General features: G+C 58.6%; 17 protein-coding genes and 2 pseudogenes. 7 read left to right on the top strand and 12 right to left on the bottom strand.

Annotation, left to right across the window (positions count from 1 at the left end):
- The first annotated feature begins 187 nt into the window (after window positions 1-187).
- Both CIT25_RS02355 and CIT25_RS02350 read left to right on the top strand, forming a co-directional pair.
- Window positions 188-841 (top strand): protein NO VEIN domain-containing protein, encoded by a 654-nt coding sequence (locus CIT25_RS02355; RefSeq protein ID WP_095482965.1) that lies wholly within the window; start codon window positions 188-190, stop codon window positions 839-841.
- 116 nt (window positions 842-957) lie between these two features.
- Complete coding sequence (locus CIT25_RS02350; protein WP_095482968.1) at window positions 958-1,212, top strand: helix-turn-helix domain-containing protein; 255 nt, start codon at window positions 958-960, stop codon at window positions 1,210-1,212.
- Window positions 1,213-1,609: 397 nt separating this feature from the next.
- Here the strand turns inward: CIT25_RS02350 and CIT25_RS02340 are convergent, their stop codons facing one another.
- A complete protein-coding gene (locus CIT25_RS02340; RefSeq protein ID WP_095482963.1) occupies window positions 1,610-2,026 on the bottom strand; it encodes a very short patch repair endonuclease in 417 nt (138 codons plus the stop codon).
- A gap of 96 nt (window positions 2,027-2,122) precedes the next feature.
- Here CIT25_RS02340 and CIT25_RS02335 point away from each other — a divergent pair, with 96 nt between their 5' ends.
- Together CIT25_RS02335 and CIT25_RS02330 are read left to right on the top strand one after the other, a co-directional pair.
- Window positions 2,123-3,325: a DNA cytosine methyltransferase gene (locus CIT25_RS02335; protein ID WP_095482967.1), complete on the top strand. Its 1,203-nt coding sequence runs from the start codon at window positions 2,123-2,125 to the stop codon at window positions 3,323-3,325.
- Entirely contained in the window at window positions 3,255-4,034 is a 780-nt protein-coding gene (locus CIT25_RS02330; protein ID WP_095482962.1) for a GIY-YIG nuclease family protein, read from the top strand. Before CIT25_RS02335 ends, CIT25_RS02330 begins: the two co-directional genes overlap by 71 nt.
- A 650-nt stretch (window positions 4,035-4,684) precedes the next feature.
- Here the strand turns inward: CIT25_RS02330 and CIT25_RS02325 are convergent.
- From CIT25_RS02325 to CIT25_RS02315, 3 genes are read right to left on the bottom strand one after another with little or no spacing between them, the layout of a single operon-like run.
- Complete coding sequence (locus CIT25_RS02325) at window positions 4,685-6,553, bottom strand: coiled-coil domain-containing protein (RefSeq protein WP_095482961.1); 1,869 nt, start codon at window positions 6,551-6,553, stop codon at window positions 4,685-4,687.
- Window positions 6,553-7,068, bottom strand: a complete 516-nt coding sequence (locus tag CIT25_RS02320) for an ABC-three component system middle component 2 (RefSeq protein WP_245329742.1) — start codon at window positions 7,066-7,068, stop codon at window positions 6,553-6,555. The genes CIT25_RS02325 and CIT25_RS02320 overlap by 1 nt, the downstream gene beginning before the upstream one ends.
- On the bottom strand, window positions 7,059-8,057 hold the full coding sequence (locus CIT25_RS02315; RefSeq protein ID WP_095482959.1) for an ABC-three component system protein: 999 nt from the start codon (window positions 8,055-8,057) through the stop codon (window positions 7,059-7,061). The genes CIT25_RS02320 and CIT25_RS02315 overlap by 10 nt, the downstream gene beginning before the upstream one ends.
- 75 nt (window positions 8,058-8,132) lie before the next feature.
- Here CIT25_RS02315 and CIT25_RS36125 point away from each other — a divergent pair, with 75 nt between their 5' ends.
- Window positions 8,133-8,345, top strand: coding sequence for a hypothetical protein (locus CIT25_RS36125; protein WP_128177658.1), 213 nt, complete (start codon window positions 8,133-8,135; stop codon window positions 8,343-8,345).
- Between the two features lie 341 nt (window positions 8,346-8,686).
- On the opposite strand, the gene CIT25_RS02305 is transcribed toward CIT25_RS36125, so the two are convergent.
- The 4 genes from CIT25_RS02305 to CIT25_RS02290 are packed head-to-tail and all read right to left on the bottom strand — an operon-like array spanning window position 8,687 to window position 12,810.
- Window positions 8,687-10,075, bottom strand: coding sequence for an LLM class flavin-dependent oxidoreductase (locus CIT25_RS02305; RefSeq protein ID WP_095482957.1), 1,389 nt, complete (start codon window positions 10,073-10,075; stop codon window positions 8,687-8,689).
- Between the two features lie 50 nt (window positions 10,076-10,125).
- On the bottom strand, window positions 10,126-10,872 hold the full coding sequence (locus tag CIT25_RS02300; RefSeq protein ID WP_095482956.1) for an ABC transporter ATP-binding protein: 747 nt from the start codon (window positions 10,870-10,872) through the stop codon (window positions 10,126-10,128).
- Window positions 10,848-11,726 carry an ABC transporter permease gene (locus tag CIT25_RS02295; RefSeq protein WP_095482955.1) on the bottom strand — a complete coding sequence of 293 codons (879 nt, stop codon included), beginning with the start codon at window positions 11,724-11,726 and terminating at the stop codon, window positions 10,848-10,850. Before CIT25_RS02295 ends, CIT25_RS02300 begins: the two co-directional genes overlap by 25 nt.
- A 31-nt stretch (window positions 11,727-11,757) precedes the next feature.
- Window positions 11,758-12,810 (bottom strand): ABC transporter substrate-binding protein, encoded by a 1,053-nt coding sequence (locus CIT25_RS02290; protein ID WP_245329743.1) that lies wholly within the window; start codon window positions 12,808-12,810, stop codon window positions 11,758-11,760.
- A 1,103-nt stretch (window positions 12,811-13,913) separates the two neighbouring features.
- Between CIT25_RS02290 and pmtA the strand changes: the two genes are divergently transcribed.
- The gene (pmtA, locus tag CIT25_RS02285) at window positions 13,914-14,507 is read left to right on the top strand and encodes a phospholipid N-methyltransferase PmtA (protein WP_095482953.1); all 594 of its coding nucleotides are present in this window, start codon (window positions 13,914-13,916) and stop codon (window positions 14,505-14,507) included.
- A 124-nt stretch (window positions 14,508-14,631) separates the two neighbouring features.
- Here the strand turns inward: pmtA and CIT25_RS37355 are convergent, their stop codons facing one another.
- On the bottom strand, window positions 14,632-14,997 hold the full coding sequence (locus CIT25_RS37355) for a hypothetical protein (RefSeq protein WP_245329741.1): 366 nt from the start codon (window positions 14,995-14,997) through the stop codon (window positions 14,632-14,634).
- Window positions 14,998-15,126: 129 nt separating this feature from the next.
- On the opposite strand from CIT25_RS37355, the gene CIT25_RS02275 reads away from it, so the two are divergent.
- Window positions 15,127-15,792: a methyltransferase family protein gene (locus CIT25_RS02275; protein WP_337127107.1), complete on the top strand. Its 666-nt coding sequence runs from the start codon at window positions 15,127-15,129 to the stop codon at window positions 15,790-15,792.
- Between the two features lie 42 nt (window positions 15,793-15,834).
- On the opposite strand, the pseudogene CIT25_RS37350 reads toward CIT25_RS02275, so the two are convergent.
- The 3 genes and pseudogenes from CIT25_RS37350 to groEL all read right to left on the bottom strand — a co-directional run.
- Window positions 15,835-16,043: pseudogene (locus CIT25_RS37350) on the bottom strand (EamA family transporter); the annotation flags it as partial.
- Between the two features lie 267 nt (window positions 16,044-16,310).
- Window positions 16,311-18,362 carry an LTA synthase family protein gene (locus CIT25_RS02265; RefSeq protein WP_095482952.1) on the bottom strand — a complete coding sequence of 684 codons (2,052 nt, stop codon included), beginning with the start codon at window positions 18,360-18,362 and terminating at the stop codon, window positions 16,311-16,313.
- A 1,024-nt stretch (window positions 18,363-19,386) separates the two neighbouring features.
- A pseudogene (gene groEL / locus CIT25_RS02255) lies at window positions 19,387-19,606 on the bottom strand (chaperonin GroEL); the annotation flags it as partial.

The following is a 19,606-nucleotide window of genomic DNA, read 5'->3' as shown; positions in this document are numbered from 1 at the left end:
GGTGTAGAACCTGTCCCATAGCGCATCCTTTGATTCGGACGGCAATGATGCGCCATTAAAGTCCGGGATCAAACACCTAGGTACCGCGAGGCTGCTCGTAGATATCAACCTCGCTAGCATAACCGATGTCGTCGCGATCAATCCCGTACTTGCCGCTTTCGACAGCAAGGCTGATCGACATAGTCTGTTGGGCATTGCCCGTCTCTTGCTGCAGAGATGCCCTCCGGCGTGGATTGGAGCTGCAATTGTCGACGGGCGTCTGGCCCCAGAATTCATTCCCGACAGTGACCTAGAAGCCCTTTCCTGGGTTGGGCCGGACCTGGAACCGCTGCTCGTCGAAATACATCATCGGCTAACACGTGCGGCCTTTGACGAGCGCAGAAAGATGCTCGGCAATGCTGGCGAACTCGCAATCATGTCGGCCCTTCGTTATGAGAGATACTCACCGGTGCATGTGGCGCTCCTCTCTGATTGGTACGGCTACGACATTGAGAACCGTCGGGCCTCTGCTACCGAGCGCTTGGAGGTGAAGGCGTGCGTAAGAGCCACCGCAGACCGTGTATTCGTGTCGCGCAACGAATTCGACAAAGCAGCAAAGTTCGGGTCCGAATGGCGACTCATTCAGGTGATATTTTCGTCAAGTGTAATGGTGGAACGAACCATCATAGCCCCTCATGTAGAGGAGGTCCGTGAACTTAGCAGCGGCGCGCTCCAAGCGTTGGCTCCTGATCCATCGCCGACGTTCCAATGGACCGATTCCGCTGAATTTCGCCCGACCCCCGATATGTGGATTCCAAGCGCACTGCGCGTGGATAACACCTTCTCACTGGAGTGTAGGTAAGATGTGCGCGCCTCGTTGTCGCTTGCGCGTCCGGAGAACTGTAAGACCATCCATCTGGAAAGACCGCACATTCATAAAAGGCCCCGGTGCCTAGCAGTGTGATAGCCCGGGAGCAGATGGAGCGACGCATCGAGCTCAAACTGCCGCGGCTGATCGAGTTGCTGTTGTCGCGGCCGCTGGTCTCCACCACCATGATCCAGAAGGAGCTCAAGGTGACGCGACAGGGTGCCAATTTCGTTGCCGAGTTCACCCTGTCAATCTGCGCGAAATCACGGGAGGGCGCGATATCGGGCGTAGGGGTCGTTTGGCTATTCAGGTCGGATTTCATTGGTCTCCGTGGGCGAAAGATCGAGTGTCACGTGGCAACGTAGTAATCCTTGCTTTGCCTTGCCGGCGGCACGGCATGGGCCGTGATCAGACCGTCTCAGATGAATGAAGACCTTTTTTCGCTTTGGGCCAAGGTTTGCCGAAGGCTGTCAGGAAAAGGGCATCTGTCGCATTCATATCGCCATGAGGCAGTTTTCGGCATCCGTCACCGTGAGCTCTACGCCAACTTTCGGATGCATTATCTGATTCCGCGCTGTGATCGCTGCGGAAAGTAAGGGCCACCATGCCCGATTTGCGTCGAATTGTTTGTGCGAAAAACGCCACAATAGAAAATGCAGCCTTTCATCAATTGAACGGTATTTATGACGCAGTAAGATTATTGACGAACATGTTAGATCTTGAAACCGAGGTAAAGAAAGGGAGTCAGCCACTCCGGGATTTTTAAGAAGCATGCTTGCCCAGGAAGTCGGCGAGTCGGCGAGCAAGGCGGTCCGCGTCTTTCATCTCGCATTCCCAGATCACTAGGACCCGCCATCCGTCGGCCTCGATCGCTGCGACGCTCTCGGCATCGCGCTCGACGTTCCTCGCGATCTTCGCCGACCAGTATTCCCGGTTTTTTTTCGGCATACGCGCGCCGCGCTTGCACCCATGTCCGTGCCAGAAGCACCCGTGTACGAAGATGACGGCCTGTCGCCGGGAGAACACCAAGTCGGGCTTCCCGGGCAAGTCCTTGCGGTGCAGCCTGAAGCGATAGCCGAGTGCGTGCGCGAGGCGGCGGACGGCCATCTCCGGTTTTGTGCCGGTTGACCGGACCAAGGACATTTGTCGGCTTCTGGCAGGATCAACGTTCGCAGTCATGGAAAATTCATGGTGAGCATGTTACGGATGAGAACAAACCGTAAACCATTTTCGGCGTGGGGTATGCTAGCATTACGCGCGAATCACGGGGAGATCATGCGGACATTTTATGAGTTTTTCGCCGGCGGAGGGATGGCGCGTGCCGGACTTGGTCCAGAGTGGCAGTGTGCCTTCGCTAACGATTTCGATGTAAAAAAAGGCCTGACGTATCAGGTCAACTGGGGGACCGGCGGCGAGCTGACTATCGGTGATATTCGGCAAGTCAAGATCGACAAGCTCCCCGGCACTGCCGACTTAGCTTGGGGGTCATTCCCCTGTCAGGATCTGTCGCTTGCCGGAGGCGGCGCTGGATTGAAAGGCGAGCGTTCGGGAACCTTCTATCCGTTCTGGACGATTATGAACGGCCTGATCGCAGAGGGCCGCGGTCCGAAGATCATCGCGCTGGAAAACGTTAACGGGACTCTGACCAGCCACGGAGGCGCTGACTTCGTGGCGATCGCCGAGACTTTCGCGAAAGCGGGCTACCGCTATGGCGCTATGGTCATCGACGCAAAACTTTTTGTCCCGCAGAGTCGCCCAAGGCTCTTCGTCATCGGCGTCCGGGGGGATTTCGAGGTCCACGAGGCCATGCTATCGCCGGAGCCGGTGGCGCCCTTCCATTCCCGCGGCCTTCAAAACGCGGTCGCAAGGATTCCTGCAAAGGCGCGGAAGCGGTGGCTGTGGTGGAATCTTCCTTCTCCGCCTGTCCGCAACACATGCTTCGCCGACCTCGTCGAAGAAAATCCCTCGAGCGTCGAATGGCACACCACGGAACAGACCGCGCGGCTGATCGCCCAGATGTCTCCGGTGAATATCGCGAAGCTTGAGGCCGCGAAGCGGGCCAGGCGCCGCATGGTGGGGACCGTCTACAAGCGGACGAGACCGCAGAATCCTAACGGGAAAGCTGTAAGAGCGGAAGTGCGCTTCGACGAGATCGCGGGTTGCCTGCGCACACCGACGGGAGGGTCGTCCCGGCAGACGATCATGGTCGTGGACGGCGCCCGTGTCCGGTCGCGCTTGATCAGCGCGAGGGAGACCGCACGGCTCATGGGACTTCCGGACGGCTACAAGTTGCCTCGCGCATACAATGAAGGCTACCACCTTACAGGGGACGGGGTGGCAGTTCCGGTCGTTCGCTTTCTGGCGCAGCACCTGTTCGAGCCGGTCCTCCGAGCGACCGAGGGACAACATGGCGAAACTCCCGAACAGCACAACAGACAGCACGAAAACACCGCCGCTCGAAACGGACGAGCTGCGTAAGGCCATTCGGAAGTTCTTCCGCGAAACTCTCTACGACGACCCCTCGGGTGAGAAGCGTCCCGTCGGCAGCTATCGCTGGGGAGTATACGCGTTCTACGACTACGACGGGGAGCCGATCTACGTCGGCCAGACCAAGGAGAAGGTTTCCGGCCGCGTCGGGCGCCACCTCACGAACCAGCGCACCGACGCTGTGGCGATGTCGGTGTTGGACCCTTTTGAGGTGGCGGAGATACAGGTCTGGCCACTGCCGCAGTTCGAGGCCGTGGGGTCGAAGCACTCTGACTTTAAAACGGCGAATGCGCACCTAAACGCGCTCGAGCACCTTGTCTTCACTCGGCTACGCAACGAGAGCAAGTTCAAGGCGATCCTGAATGAGAAGGACCCGCCGGCGCCGACTGTAGAAATCACCGAGCCGCCTTCCATGCGTGGTTCGATTGTCTCCGACCGGATCCAGGAGTTGCGCGGCCATCCGGACACCCGTTTGGCACGTCGGGCGCTCATCGTGTCCAAGCTGTCGCAGGTCATCTCCGAACGCGAGGTGAAGATGGGCCTTCGACGTGTGCTCGTGACCCAGACTAGGCGCATGAACTGGCTGGCGGAAAGACGCTTCGAGAAACTCGGCGGCGAGAGCCTAGTAGAGGAAGGAGCCGAGGACGAAGAGGACACAAAGGGAGACTTGGACGGGGACGGAACTGCGATTCCACACTGACGAACTGAGTGCATCGCGTCGAAAGTAGGTTAAACAACAATTATGCGCGATGCCCTTGGTCACCGTCGGCGTCGGGTCTATCTGCGTCAGGGGAATTGGGCGACACCGACCTTAGCGACGTCGCCGATCGTCAATCTCGCCGCCCAAGTTAGCGGCGTAGCCCGCCGCTTTTCTCGGCTCAAGGCGAATAGGCAAGACCACACCCAATCCGGCCCGCGCCATCCCGCCCCGCAAAAAATTCATAAAATGCGCCAACATGCATTGCGTCTCTCTCGCCGGCATTGTCGTCAAACAACACTGAAGTGTTTACTAAAAACTGTTGGGGCAGCTTGCTTAGATAGTATCCTGAAGGTTCTGCAAAAAGCTCTGGAGAGAGAAAGGCCCTTACTCTGAGGCGAGGGGCGGCCATGGCACGCTGGTGACGTTGCGATCACCGATTCCCGTGGAAGGGCAAGTGCCATGACCAAGCGAGACGTTAGACTGAGCAGAGGCGAGTTGAAAGCGTTGCATGTAGCGGTGGCAGTCACAGTTCGAATCATCCCAAGCTATCACTTTGGACGATCCCAGATTCTTGTTTTGTTCGCAATGCCCGGTGCCGCCGCGAGGTATCCTCGTGGGTCAACTGTACGTGCACGGGTTTGAGTTTGGGGCTAACCCAGCTTAGGGAAAAGACCGTATCTGCCTTCACCGTCCACGCCGGTAAAGGTCTCAATTTTGGCTAGAGGCCGAATTCCGTTCGGGGGGTCGGAATTCTCAATTATGATGATCTGCGCCAGGTTTTTCAGGCCAGCGAGATGTTCATAGAAGTGCGTCGCAAGGCTTGTTTTCTTAAGTTCTTCCTCGTCGGCTGAAAGCTCGCCGTGCTTGCTCTTCATCGGCTCGCGATATGTGAGAAGCGGTGTGTCTAGAACCAAAAAGCCGGGATGTGGCAAATCTCGGCGCCGGCAGAAGAGAAGCACCGCAACATTGAATGCGGCATGCAAGATGGCCCGGACGCCTTTTCCGTTCGCCGACCTGGGCTTACCTCCGATGGTAACATCGTTCGTTTCAATATCGAACTGCGCGCGGTCGGCTTGCGGAAATTTCCAAGCCGTCAATACTTCTCGCACGACCTCTCCGAATGTGTAGGCAATTGTGCTATCCACACCCACGTCGAGTTTGTCTGCCTTGCCCTCAGAAGCCTTCTCTTCGATCTGGGATCGACGAACTACGAGACGGTCCCTTCTCTCGTAAAGGTCTTCCGCTCGATCAATCCGTGCCTTGGTGGCAGAGAGTTCTTCGTAGAGGTGACGTGCAGCGATTTCTTTGGGCCGAGCGTCCTCTATTCTTTTCCCAGCACGATCAATCTCGTCCGACAACTTTGCAGACCTGCTTCGCAAGCCCGTTGCCTCGGCCTCAAGCGATGTTATCGTCTGACCTAGTTCACGCTGCTCAATCTGAATCTTCCTCACCTCGGCGGCAGCAGCCCTGTGAGCAAGGGCGATCTCATCTGCGGCATGATTGCGCCGCTGGACACCAGGCGGCGCCCCGCAGACCGGACAATCGCGTTCCGCCATAGTGACCAGTATGAATCCGCCCTCCTCCAAAGCCTGTAGCCGGGCAATGTCGGACTTGTAGACCTCACTAAGACGGCCGAAGCGCTGCAGCGTCACTTCGAGTTCCGTAAATCGAGAAACCAGGTCGCGTTGGGTTTCCACAAGCTGCCGACGCTCGGTCACAAGGCTGTCAAGATTGTTTTGAGCCTGACGCAAGTTGTCATGCAGGGAGCCTAGGGATCCTTCGATCTTTCTGAGCTGTTCGGTGAGCTCCTCACGCGTCGGCCCACCCTCGCCAATCTCCTCATCAAGTTGAGCGATCATCTCATCGACCAACTCAACCTTTGCAGTTCGGGCGACACTTTTCTCCTTTTTACCTGCAACGGTAACAGCCGCGCCATCGTCGTTGCCGGTTAGAAGCAGGCGGAACAAGTTCCGTTCAAACGTCCGCTGACTGGGAATTCCAGAATAGAGGACGGGACTTCTCTCGGAAATGATGTCTTCCTCCGACACAACGACGTACGGAGATAGCAAGCGGATCGAGAGAGTATCTTTTTCCGCGTTCGCGCTTTTGACGATTACCTTGTTCGCAAGGCCAAGCGTCTCCAGGAGGAAATATGAAACGTTGTCGCTTCGCTTGGCGTCGAATTTACCTTGAAGGATGGCCCCCGCCGCAGAGGGTGTATTCTTGATCAACCCATCGTGCACACGGAACGCGCCGCCCTTTGTAGCCCGATAAAGTGTGACGTCTCGGTCGCTAGAGAGCGTCAGTCCTAGCCAAACAGCATCGTAGTGCGTGATTTCCTCAGTTTTGGGCAATTCCTTGGTCGCTGCCAGCATGAAGTTTAGCGCCTTGGTCGTAAACGACTTGCCGGTGTTGGAGGCTCCGTAAACTATGTTGAGGCCATCGTTGAACGACAGTTCAGCCGGCGCGACTGATGGTCCTGTGAAAACCAGGTGACGAATCGTGATGCCGCTCGCCATTATGCGCTACTGCCGGTGGGGGCGTGATCTGCGCGGAATTCGGCGGTCCAGCGGCCGATCTTGGCCTCAATCACAGCTTTGATTTCGACCGTCGCCATTCCAGCAAAGCGCTGGGCAATCCAGCGGGCACGCTCTTTGAGTGCCATCGAATAGTCGGACTGAAGCAGGTCTAGGTAGGTTGGCGCATCCTCGCTGGCGACAAACGTGACGCCAAGGTCTGTTTCCACGACGTCAACGAGATGCACCTGCTGCATGATGCGCAAGCTCTTCTCCATCAGCTGACGACGAACGAAGAGTTCACCGGTGCGATTCGGCAAGTCCGGATGGAGACTGGGGGGCACGTCCTCTCCATCGAGGTCAGCCGTATGAACGACCAAGTGGTCCAGCCAAGTCATTTCGATCAGATCACACTGACGCGGATAAAATGCTTCCAACAGCATCACCGCTCGGATGCCGGTCTCGAGGGTGCTGTTGAAAGGATGACTAGGTTGCCGTCCCTCGCTGATCACTTCCACGGAAGCCGCCCCTCATTCGCGAAATGATGACAGGTACCTTGTTTGACCTGCACCCGCGCGTGGCGTCCTAACACCCCGGAAGCTTGGATGGTAGCCGCCTGCGACAGCACCCTTGTCACACGTTCCAGGCCGCCACCGTTGGACTCCGTATAGACATCCGAAACCCCGTGATAAACCTCATCCTTGAACGTCGAAAGATAGTCCGGAGGGGTCGAGTCACGATAATAACGATCGAACTCGGCCGCGTCGAAGTACCGAGTTCGCTGATCACGCAAATGGGTGCCCCACCGAGCGTCCTGTAGAACCGCAGCCGGGTTCTCGAACTTTGATCCGGCGCACTCGCCATAAATATCGACCAGCTGACTGATGTAAGCAGATTCGTGATCTTGCAACTGGTCAGGTGCCACGCCAAGCGGCGAAGGTCCCGGATCATCGTTGAACCATTTCACGAGCACAGTCTTCGCGTGGCTGTCATCGACGAGACGGACGGCGTCCAGAGAATACACTTGGGTAAAGTCGAAAGCATTTATTGCCGAGCGGATCTCCTCGCTCAAAGGGACGCTTGCATTCTCGACCAACTCCCCGGCTATGCCGGTGGCCCACCGATCGAGGAAGGCCTGCCTGAAGCGTTCCGGATGTGCAATGAAGGCCTGAACGTTGCGCACAACCCCTCGAGGGGCGACGAACGTATAGGAGCGCGGCAGCGTGTACTCACCCTTCGCTGCGTGCATGAAGATTTTGCCCAGCTCAACAAACGCCGCCTTTTCCGATAGACGGGCACCGAGTTGCTTGCACTGGAAGTTGTCCCAAGGGCCTTCATGCCGCTGATCTGTGACGTAAGCCACGACATCGCGTCCCATATCGCCGGTGCCGGACCAACGCTCGTGTGAGTTGTAGTCCTTCGTACGGTTCGCAAGCCAGTCGTTGACAAAGGCTTCGAGACGTTCGTCGGGCAATGCGGTGAGCTGGACGGCGTAGTTTGGGCGCAAGATATCGCTCTAGGTTCGAAACGGCGAAGCAAGGTTCGCCGTTCCTTGTTCAATTGACAAGCCAGCGCACAATACATGCCCGATAAAATCCAATGGGCATCATTTGCCAGTCCGGTCAAAGCTTATTCGCAAGAGGTCAAGGTTACATCAACCAGCAAACAAATCAGGTTGGCATTCATCGGGTTTGTCACGTACCCACCCGGCCCGCAGACGGGAATATTCCTCATCGAAACGCTCGCGCTCGAAGAACCAGATGCGCATCAGCGGATAGATGCGCTCATCGTATAAGGGGCCAACACGTACAACAAGTCGCTGTGCCTTCCATCCCGGTTGATCAGTGCGCCATCGGTGGCGATGTCGAGGTGAAGCCTATCCGTCCGCGCCAGACCTGTGGCGAGCAGGGACCGGATCAGGGGGGGTGGGTGCTCTTGCCCGGATCCGCGATCAGGCCGGCAGTCGTAGACCCGTCCGGCCCGAATCTCCTCAAGCGCGGCCATCAGGACGCAGCTGGCACCGCCGCCGATAATTCGCAAGGGACCTGATCGGAGCCGTGCCGGCAGTCGGGTCGCGATACGCGGAAATGGCGGCTGTCATGATCGCGCGGGTCTCCCTGGCGGCCCCACAAACTATTATGTGTTGGCGTAACGCTTTGAGGTTGAATGCCCGATGCGAAGGTGGCTCAGGCGGTGCGGCCGGCTGAACGTATTTTCCGGGCGCGGCAAACCGAAATGGTCCCTCAGCGTAGCCCCGTCATAGTCGTGCCGGAAAAGTCCGCGCTTGCGCAAGAGCGGCACCACTTCCTCGGCGAATATGTCGAACCCGCCCTGCAGATACGGCGGCATGATATTGAAGCCGTCCGCGGCGCCATTGTCGAACCATTCCTGGATCTTGTCGGTGATCTGTTCGGGCGTCCCGGCCTGGACCCAATGGCCGCGCGCCCCGGCGAGGCGGTGGAGCAACTGGCGGATGGTTGGATTCTCGCGCTCGATGATGTCGAGTACGACGTGGAAGCGGCTGCTCGCACCACGCTCGCCCTCGATGCGGATAAGCTCGCGCGGAAATGGCCCGTCCAGATCGTAGCTGGAAAGGTCGGCGTCTACGATGCGGCGTAGCTGGTGAAGAGAATATTCCGGCTGCGTCAGCTCGTTGAACTCGTCATGCAGCGCGCGGGCTTCCGCCTCGGTGGAACCGATGAAGGGGCTGATGCCGGGCAAGACCTTGACGTGGTCAGGGTTGCGGCCAACCGACTTCACGCGCGCTTTGATGTCGGCATAAAATTCCTGCGCGTTGCCGAGTGTCTGATGTGCTGTAAATATCGCCTCGGCATAGCGGCTTGCGAATGACCGTCCGTCTTGCGACGAACCTGCCTGGACGTAGACCGGACGGCCCTGCGGAGAACGCGGAAGCGTGAGCGGTCCCTTCACACGATGATATTTTCCGATGTGGTTGATTGGATGGATCTTGTCGGTGTCGGCAAATATACCGGACTGCCGGTCCGCGATTAGCGCGGCGTCCTCCCAGCTGTCCCAGAGCTTAGTCACCACATCAACAAATTCGCTTGCGCGCTCGTAACGGTCGGCGTGGGTTGGATGTCGGTCAAAGCCGAAATTCAACGCTGCGGACGCATCGCCCGTCGTGACAATATTCCAACCGGCACGCCCGCCGCTTAGATGATCAACAGAAGCAAACAGCCGGGCCAGGTTGTAGGGTTCGTTGTAGGTGGTCGAGGCGGTGGCGATGAAGCCGATGCGTTCCGTCACAGCAGCGAGAGCCGAAATCCATGTCAGCGGCTCCAGTCTGAAGCGGCTTGCATAGCGAATGTTGTCGGCAAGCGCGGGCCCATCGGCAAAGAACAGCGCGTCGAATTTGCTCGCCTCGGCCTTTTTCGCCAGTTCCTGATAATAGGCGATATCCAGCACTCTCTCAGGGGCGGAATCCTTGTAGCGCCAGCCGGCTTCATGATGGCCGCCAGGATAGATGAAAAGGTTGAGGTTCAACTGTCGTTTTTCGGCGGGCATAGTTCGTCCTCCTGGGTGGTGATGCTGAGCGACAGGTCTTGGGGGGCCGTTCAGACGGGCAACACAGGCTTTGTCTCGACGCCGAGATGACGCAGAAGTTGGGAGCGGATCTCGCCGAACCGGCGATCGCCGTGATCGCGTGGCGTGGGGATATCGATCGCGATGTCGGCGGCGATCCCGCCATTGTCGAGCACCAAAACCCGGTCCGCCAGCGTTACGGCTTCGTCCACATCATGGGTAACCAGCAGCACGGCCGGCTGGTGACGGGCGCAGAGCTGGCGCAGCAGATCGTGCATGCGCAGGCGGGTCAGCGCGTCGAGCGCGCCGAACGGCTCGTCCGCTAGCAGCAGCTCAGGATCACGAACCAGCGAGCGCGCCAATGCCACCCGCTGCTGCTCGCCACCAGAGAGTTCGACCGGCCACGCGTTCTCGCGGCCGCTCAGGCCAACCTCTTCGAGAGCTACCCGTCCGCGTTCGGCGGCTTCCGGCAGGTCGAGGCCAAAAACCACATTCTCCAGCACTCGTTTCCATGGCAACAGCCGGGCATCCTGGAACACCACCGATTTCTTGTCGGGTGTTTCGAGTCGGCCGGAGCCGGAGACTTTGTCGTCGAGATCGGCGCGCGCGCGCAGCAATGTACTCTTGCCCGACCCGCTACGGCCGAGAAGGGCGACGAACTCCCCCCTCTCGATGTCGAGGCTGAGGCCGTCGAGGATGGTTCGCGGGCCGAAACGTCTCACAAGGCTCTCGACCCGCACCACCGGCGCGCCGCTCAATCCGCCAAGGTGCGACGCCATGACAGGGACCTTTCCTGGAAGAAGCGGACGATGCCGTCGGAGGCTAGACCGAGCAATGCGTAGACGACAAGGCCGACGATGATGATGTCGGTCTGGCCGTAGTTGCGTGCGAGATCGATCATGTAGCCGATGCCGCTGGTGGCATTGACCTGTTCCACCACCACCAGAGACAGCCAGGCATAGGTCACCGCAAAACGCAGGCCAAGGAAGAACCCTGGAAGGGCGCCGGGCAGGATGACCTGGCGGATGAATTCGCCGTAGCCCATTCGCAAGGTCTGGGCCAGTTCGACATAACGGCTGTCTATGCTGCGCAAGCTGCTGTGGGTCTGGATATAGATCGGGATCAGGACAGCCAGCGCGATGGTCGTTACTTTCATGCCCTCGCCGATGCCGAACCACAGCATCAGCAGCGGAATCAGAGCGAGCGTCGGTATCGCCCGCTTGATCTGAACAGGGCCGTCGATGATGGCCTCACCAAGCCGCGACAAACCTGAAATGAGAGCAAGGATGGTCCCGATCAGGACACCGAACACCAGCCCCTGTGCTGCCCGCCAGGCAGACGTCATCAAATGATGCTGAAGCTTCCCTTCTGCGATGAGATCGATGGCGGTGCCGACAACCGACCAAGGCGCCGGCAGCGTTCTAGGATCGATCAGACCGGCGATACTGCCGATGGACCAGATCACAAGAAGAAGTGCAGGCCCGATCAGCGCGCCAAACGGGATCGTTCGCCCAAGTGCGAGTCGCCTCGTCCCGGTCTCGCGGGGCTCGGCCGCAGGCGAAATCAGCGCCCTTTCATCCGTTGCGTAGGGAATGTTGGGTGCAACCGCAGCGGTGTTCGAGAATGCGTTCATCGGTGTCGTCTCCGGTCTCGGGAAGCAGGCGTCAGGAGGCGTTCAGCGCGTTTGTGGCGATCGCCTCGAAGCGCCTGTCGAACAGGTCCTCGGCCTTGATCGCGGGCTTGTTCAACTCCTTGGCCAGGAGATCGATCGTCGCCTGCTGGCGCACGATCACGTCGTTCCAGTCGGAGGGGATGTCGAACTGACCATCAGCGTCGATCAGATACTGGCCATCTTCTGTGTTGAGGCCCTGGGTGGCGACGTAGTACCCCTCGATCCACTCCTTGGGATGCTCTTCCACCCAACGGGCGGCTAGCGCCCAGTAGCGCACATATTCGCCGAGAGCGGCGGCTTTGGCCGGGTCGTCAAGCACGGCTTGTGGGGCATAGAGATGGGCTGGATCATCGCGCAAGCCGTGCGGGATAGTGGCAGCGCCGTCGGCGCCATACTGGCGCAGATAGCGCTTGATGAGGACGCCCGAGATCGGCGCGACGTCGACTTGCTTGCCGGCAAGTGCCACTGGATAGGCATCGCCTTTGCTGGGCAGTTCGATGAGATCTACATCCTCCTTTTCCAGGCTGGCGGCCTGCAGGACCCTCAACACCAGCGCGCCTTGTGCCTGACCGGGGCTGAAAGCAATCCGCTTACCGCGCAAATCCGCGAGCGTCCTGACCTCGACTCCCGGTGCAATGCCGAGTTGATAGATCGGGTGCGCAACCGGTTCCTTGCGGAACTTCGCGGCAATGATCTTGACCTTGAGCCCCGTCCAGGTCGCGTGGATGGGCGGAATGTCGGCGACGGATCCGACGTCCAATGCGTTGGCGCGAAAGGCTTCGATTGTCTGTGGACCACCGCTGATATTGGCCCATTCGACCTCGAACGGCAGTTGATCGATCAGCCCCGATAATTCCAGCGCCCTTTGCGTCTCGGGATCGCCGATACGAAGCACAGTGCCCGCCGGGATTTTGGTCGGCAGCTTGCCCGCGTCCGGACTACCCGCCTGGGCAATGAGGGGGGAGAAAGAAGCGACCAAGCCTACCGCGAACGCGGTCACGAACCCACCAAACCTCCTTCTTGAAAATCTCTCCACAGCTAACACCATCGTCTTGCTCCAGTTTTGGGAAGGCTCCGAATTGCGCTGCTAGTATGTCCAGTGATTTGGTAGACTATAAAAGTATCAGGTGCTGTTCTTTGCCACCCGAAGGAAACGCTGTTCGCCTCCAATGCTCATTCGGAGCACGCGCCGCTCAACAAGAGGCGGGTTGGGGCGCCGCAGAGCAGGTCGCGTTTCTAACCGGCGCCAACTCACGTCCTCGCCGAAAGCGGTTCCTGATGCCCTATGCGCCTTGCCAGCGAGCTTCGGCTTGGAACAGGACCCAGCGTGAAGCTGCTAGCAGAAAAATCGCTTCGCCTCCGGTAGTGGAAGGACAGGCACTATAGCCTGCGATGATTACCGGCCGATAGGAACGGCCGGGCTCGTAAGAACCGGAAGAGCTGCTGTTTCCTTTTTGAAGGGTTCCCTGAAAAGTCTTCTGCCTAAACCTCATCATTATGGTCCAGCTGTCGTATTTTCCAAGGCCATTGCAAAGTAGAGTGATAGCACCTTGCCGCCTGCGCGGCAGGGAAGGCCATGGCAGAGCCGGAACCACGGTAAGACGGCGCAGACCGTCAGGCTCTTCAAAAAACCATTCAGAGGGGATCGTCATCATTGATCCGGCGGTCGGGAGGCTCGGCCGGTTGAAAAGAGGACGTTGGTAATGGGGCGGCCACGAGATAGCTGGGGTGATCCACGCCACGCATTTGCACGGATCACCTGCCAAAAATGGCGGACCGGTCCCGGAATCGAGCCGCCGTCGCGGGTTTTTTGCGGCCGTAGCGGCCTCGCTGTCTGCTGTGCGCCTGGCGAAGCGCGCAGCAGATGAGAAACCCTGCGTGCGTCGCGCTGGCGCTGATGGTGCAGCCGGAGATACGGCTTCTCGACGAGCCGTGAGGAGCTCTCGAGGCCATGACCAAGATTTCCATACAGGAAGAACTGGCGCGCATCTGAGCGATTAAACGTCATCATGGCGGACACGCGCGTGTTAGCCGGCGCGGGCGTTTCGCGCCTCCAGCGCGGCATTCATCCCTGTGAATCAGGCTTGTTTATGTGGCGAAACTTCGACAAAAAGTCGCTCCGACTCGGATCGGGAGAAGGGATCGGATATGGTCTTTCGATTGAAAGAGCGCCTTGGCAAGAAACTTGAGGAAGAAGTGCAATTCTTCAAATGTTGGCAGAAGGATAAGAAAGGTGTGGGCGCACTCATGCCCACGTCGATCCATGCGGCGCGCCGCATGGCTAGTGTGGTCAACCCGCATTCTGGATTGCCGGTTTTGGAGCTTGGTGCCGGGACTGGTGTCATCACCAGGGCCATCCTGGAAAGAGGCATCAAACCGCATCGGTTGACTTCGGTCGAATATTCCAAGGATTTCTATGAGGGCCTGGTGCGACGCTTTCCGGGAGTGGATTTCCGCTTGGGCAATGCGTTTGCCCTGGAAGAAACCCTGGGGGAGCGCCGGGAAAAGTTCGATTGTGTCATAAGCGCAGTGCCGATGTTGAGCTTTCCGATGCAACAGCGCCTCACACTGCTGGAGGATTTGCTTGCACGAATCCCCGCCGGGCGACCTGTGATCCAAATCACCTACGGTCTTCTGTCACCGGTGCTCAAAATGCCCGACCGTTACATCGTTTCTCACTATGATTTCGTCGTTCGCAATGTTCCCCCCGCACAACTCTGGACCTATCGACGAGCAGTGTGACCACAGGGGGACGCGGGCAACAGGTCGCTTTCGGAATCCTTGTACAGGACTGCAAAGCCGACTGAACCTGGTGCTGGGGCCAGCCATTCGCGCTCTGGCTGGACCGCCTTCCATTCCGCATTTTCTAAGGATCGATTTGACCGCAGCAGAGAGATGATGTTCGGCTACAAGCATTGAGAGCGGCGAAGCTTCCCGCTAACGCCGATGTTTCTCCGGTATTTCCGGAGATGCATTCCTCGAGACGCGCCAGGCGGGACTTCGCATTGCGAAGTTCATGTCCGGCTTCGAGACGTCGATGGCGTCCTTGAGGTGTGGGCGCTATGAGGTCGCGCTCCAGTTCCGCAATGCGCGCACGCACCTGCCGAGCCTCGTCCTGACGCAACGCCTTGATCCATCCACGCCCGCGCATCGGTCTTCCTGCCAGCAAAAGCCATGCGGGTTTATCCACCGAGACCTTAATTTCCGGCAAGTTCCGAAGGGCTGCCGACATAGGGATCTGCCAAGGGTCAGGCCTACCGCAATCGGCTATCCAGCTTGCCATTGAAACCGAGCAGTCGCCGCCAGGAAAACGGACAGCGCGTCACATTTCTGACAGATCGGTCGACATTGGATGCACTGCTTGGCGCGAGCCCCCGAAAAAGCCTTTGTCGAAGGAACCATGATGTCCGCTTCCATTGCCCCGCAACCATTTAATCAGCGGAAGAGACTTTTGGTCGTCCGGGCCTTGAGCATAGCGGCGATTGGCTCGCTGCTATTCTCTCGCCCCGGTTGGGATGAAGCATCTAGCCTTCACGAGGTCGTCGAGATGATCGGTTTTGTTCTGATCCTCGTCTGCATACTCGGGAGGTTGTGGAGCATCCTCTATGTCGGGGGGCGGAAGAACAGCGAATTGGCAGTTAGCGGGCCGTACTCGATCACACGCAATCCCCTATATCTGTTTTCGACGATCGGAGCATTCGGCATCGGCCTCATGTTCGGATCGCTCATCGTTGCATCCGCTCTGGGGGTGTGCACCTATGCGGTTTTCGGGATGACTGCCCGAAAGGAAGAGACGTTTCTTCGTGACAAATTTGGTCCGGAGTTCGAAGCATATGTGGCAAGGACGCCGCGGTTCTGGCCCAAGCCGTGGCTGCATCAGGACAAGCATCAGCACACGTTCTCCACGAGCGCATTAAGAAGCACATTCTTCGATGCCCTCTATTTTCTGGCGATCTTTCCAGCCATCGAAGGCATCGAATACCTCCAGGTAGCTGGCTATCTGCCCACCTTTTTTTGGCTGTTCTGATCCTAAAGACGGAGCAATAAGCCGCCGCGAATAGCCCTCCTGTTAGCCTTTGTAGCGTACCAGAACGGCGCCTGTTGCGATCAAGGCAACCCCTGCCCAGTTCGACAACGATGTTCCTTGAGGAATGTCACTCAGAACACCGCCACCAGCACGAGGGGCTCAGTTTGTCGACAGGGGCAACGCGTGCTGCGTCTCCCAAACTGCAACGCGCGAAAGTAGCAGATCCATGATGCACCCGTCGCCACCCCGGATTGTCCTGCGTCACGTAATCGTCCAGGCACTCGGGAAGCAGTGCCGCTTGCCGGCGATCCTCGCCCTCGACAAACCGCTTCAGCCCGACTCACCTCGCTGATCGGGAATCACGTTATCACATCAATGACTTTCCACGACAGGCTGGACCCGTTCCGGCCATTGCCGTTGCGAGCCACGAAGGGTCTTGATTGTTAAGGTCCTCGCACCTCTTGGCGATCACCGGAGCAGACCTGGCATTCCTAAGACGTTGTGGCACGGTGGCTTTGTTAGCGCACCGGTATGGTGGGTGTGGTCCTGGACGGAGGTGCGCGTCGCTTCGGGTTTGGCAGGCGATGCACACCGAATCGGCCGAGTGCCAGCGTGCCGTTGTCAAGAACACTTGGAATGCGGCGTGAAATGTCGCGCCAGTGCGAGGCATATTGATAGACAGCTACGGTATCTTCGACCGCGTTGTGGTCGACGGCGCTTTCAGGTTGCACCTCCTCACCCTTCATCTGGACGATTTGCTTCTTGGGCTCAAGGATCGTCGTGCGGCCATGCAGGATCATGGCCACCTTCTGGTAGTTGGAGATGTAGACCGGCCGCTCCGGTTCGTCCGCTTCGATCAGGTCGTCGCCGAAAAAGCGGCTGCGATAGCTAGCCTGCAGCAGGGCAAGCAGCGACGGCGCAATATCCACCTGGCTCGCCAGCCGGTTGATCCGGCGGGGCTCGACAAAGCCCTGCGACCAGATGATGCACGGTATGTGGTATTTGTTCATGTCGAGTTCGACCTTGCCTGCGACGCTTGCCGTATGATCGGCGACAAAGACAAAAACGGTATCCCTGAACCACGGTTTCGCCGATGCCTTCTTGACCAGTTCCCCGATCGCGTAGTCGGAATATTTGACCGCCCCGTCGCGCCCGCCCGGTGATGGGATGTCTATGGCGCCAGCTGGATAGGTAAAGGGCCGGTGGTTTGACGTGTTCATGACGAAGCTGAAGAAGTTCTTGCCGGCTTTCGCCGAGGCGTCGGCTTGGCGGATCACCTCGTCATAGAGATCCTCATCGCTAACGCCCCACGCATTGGCGAAATGCACATCGCCTGCCGCCATCGTAGCGCGGTCGACGATACCGAAGCCGTTACCGGAAAAGAACGCGTTCATGTTGTCGAAATAGCCGTAGCCGCCATAGAGGAAGCGCGTATCGTAGCCCGAATCCTGGAACACAGAGCCAATGGTGAAGAGATTGTCGTTGCCGGGGCGACGCAGGATCGATTGCCCCGGGGTCGGCGGGACTGAAAGCGCGATCGCTTCAAGCCCGCGCACGGTGCGCGTGCCGGTCGCCCGCATTTCTGTGAAAAGCAGGCCTTCAGACGCCAGCCGGTCAAGGTTCGGTGTCAGTCTTTTCGGATTGCCGAATGTGCCCATGAACTCCGCACTCATGCTTTCCATGCCGACCAGGATGACGTTCTTGCGCAGCATCGGCCCCTCGGCTCGAATGTCACGCGTGATGTCGTTTAAATCGGTGCTTTCGAACGGCTCGTGATCTTCCGCTAAAAGGTCGCGTGTCCGTTCGGCCGCCTGTTTCTCGGGTATGGTCCGATAGAAATTCGCGAAATCGATCTCATTCGAGAAGAAGGCGCTAACCAAACCATAGAGTCCGTTGCCCCCGAGTTCGCGGGCGATCGCGCTCGGCATCGGCCGTGTGATCGAATCGGGCGTCACCAATACGCCGGCGGCGGCCATTCCCGTTATCGTCGCAAAGACCGCCAGCCGCTTCATGAACGGCGGATGCGGCGCGAAGCCTGCCTTCACCTGGCGGCGGAGCAGATAGGTCCCGCCGACCGCCAACAGGCCGATGCCGGCAAGCAGCGGCACGACCGGATAGCTCTCCATAATGTTCTGGATCACTTCCTGCGTGTACACGAGGTAGTCGACCGCGATGAAATTGAAGCGCGTCGTGAATTCGTCCCAGAAGAAATACTCGCTGACCCCCTGCACGACCATCAGAAACAGGAAGATTGCGAAGCCCGAGAGCCCAACTGCGCGGTCAAACCGCTTTCCGGCCCACGAAACTGGCAGGAGCAGCGGGAAGAGGAGAAAGACCACGAGGATTGGAAGCAGCGTGACGATATCGAACCAGATGCCAGTGAAGAAAGGAGCCAGCCAGTCGGCCGGATGGAAAGACAGGTCTTTGGCCGAAACCAGCGACAGCGCCAGCCTGACCAGGAACTGAGTCAACAGGAAAAGCAGGATGAATGGCTTCAGCCGACGAAAGAACGCACGACCGATTGAGCAAAAGTCATAGCAAGCCTCCGAAGCAGCTGGATGTCTGGGCAATTATGCCTCGTTTTCAATTTTGGCAACCGTCGGGACGAGATCGATCGCATGGTCTGCGATGCCGATCCCCGATTCGGCCCGCGCGAGTCCGAAACTTCATCGACGGTGGTGGTGGCGAGACAATGTGAAAGGTTCGCGGCGAAGGTGATTTGTTCCTCACTTTGAAGGCGCTGCATCCCAGCCTCCCCTGTGGGAGAAGGTGGATGGGCACGAAACGCCGAGCCGAATGAGCGATCGTCCTCATGTTGCCGGGCCTCACTCGAGCATCACCCGAGGATGCAGCCGGGAGACCCGCGGCGGCGGCAGCTTTCGGCGAGATCATGGACCGGTTTCTCAATAGTCCGTGACGTGTCTGCGTCCTCATTCACCGGGGGGCAATTTGATGCCGCGTGGCAGACGGTCCACTGGTGGTTCTGCGCTTTGTACGGCTGATGCTGTTTCGCACGATCCACAACATCGCCCTGATGGACGACCGCGAGCGGGCCGGGCACAACCTGATCCGGAAAGGCGCCGGGAGGCTCCTGAGGGGCAGACCGCTGGCCAAACCAATTGCCCTATTCGCAAACCACACGGTATCGCTTGCCGGGCTCGCTGACGTTCTTGCAGACAAGCGGCTTGTGCGGCTCATAAGAGGAAAGCGGAGGACTTGCGATCCGCGATGCGCGTCTGTTTGATGTCTTGTGACTTGCCGTACGGCGCGGTTCGAGCCTTTCCGGCTCCTGTGGCGCAACCGGAAACACGCTGTTTTCGATGTGTGGCTGCTGCAGGTGGGGCGGCTCTTTGTCAAAGAATCGCCTAGCATCAAGCGGTCTCGGAATAATCACCGTACCATCATCGCTGCGCGCGCAGCCGCTACCCAACAGTAAAGCCAGCCCCACGAAGAAAGGCAGAATCCGTTCAAGCATAAGCACCAACCTTGGCGGGCATATACCCGGCTTGCGAGTCACTGACAACTGGCGGAATGGGCACGAAGAAGGGGCGGCATTGCTTGCCGCCCTTTCCAAATTGTCGAAATGCGTGGACCTTAGAAATCCATGCCGCCCATGCCGCCCATACCGCCGCCGCCCATGCCGCCTGGCATGCCGCCGCCAGCCGAGTCCTTCTTCGGAGCCTCCGCGATCATGGCTTCGGTGGTGACCAGCAGGCCGGCGACTGAGGCCGCGTCCTGGAGAGCCGTGCGCACGACCTTGACCGGATCGACGATACCCATGGCGATCATGTCGCCATATTCGCCGGTCTGGGCG

The sequence above is a fragment of the Mesorhizobium mediterraneum genome, assembly GCF_002284565.1.
Lineage (GTDB): Bacteria > Pseudomonadota > Alphaproteobacteria > Rhizobiales > Rhizobiaceae > Mesorhizobium > Mesorhizobium mediterraneum.
The sequence above is the reverse complement of the archived record's forward strand: the minus strand, read 5'-3'. Positions and strand labels throughout refer to the sequence as shown.

Coding starts and splice junctions, on each gene's coding strand:
- CIT25_RS02305 (WP_095482957.1), bottom strand. CDS start 10,075: ATGCCCGCCGAAAAACGACAGTTGAACCTCAACCTTTTCATCTATCCT.
- CIT25_RS02325 (WP_095482961.1), bottom strand. CDS start 6,553: ATGGCGAGCGGCATCACGATTCGTCACCTGGTTTTCACAGGACCATCA.
- CIT25_RS37355 (WP_245329741.1), bottom strand. CDS start 14,997: ATGTCGGCAGCCCTTCGGAACTTGCCGGAAATTAAGGTCTCGGTGGAT.
- CIT25_RS02295 (WP_095482955.1), bottom strand. CDS start 11,726: ATGAACGCATTCTCGAACACCGCTGCGGTTGCACCCAACATTCCCTAC.
- CIT25_RS36125 (WP_128177658.1), top strand. CDS start 8,133: ATGCCCGATAAAATCCAATGGGCATCATTTGCCAGTCCGGTCAAAGCT.
- CIT25_RS02335 (WP_095482967.1), top strand. CDS start 2,123: ATGCGGACATTTTATGAGTTTTTCGCCGGCGGAGGGATGGCGCGTGCC.
- CIT25_RS02350 (WP_095482968.1), top strand. CDS start 958: ATGGAGCGACGCATCGAGCTCAAACTGCCGCGGCTGATCGAGTTGCTG.
- CIT25_RS02340 (WP_095482963.1), bottom strand. CDS start 2,026: ATGACTGCGAACGTTGATCCTGCCAGAAGCCGACAAATGTCCTTGGTC.
- CIT25_RS02330 (WP_095482962.1), top strand. CDS start 3,255: ATGGCGAAACTCCCGAACAGCACAACAGACAGCACGAAAACACCGCCG.
- CIT25_RS02300 (WP_095482956.1), bottom strand. CDS start 10,872: ATGGCGTCGCACCTTGGCGGATTGAGCGGCGCGCCGGTGGTGCGGGTC.
- pmtA (WP_095482953.1), top strand. CDS start 13,914: ATGGTCTTTCGATTGAAAGAGCGCCTTGGCAAGAAACTTGAGGAAGAA.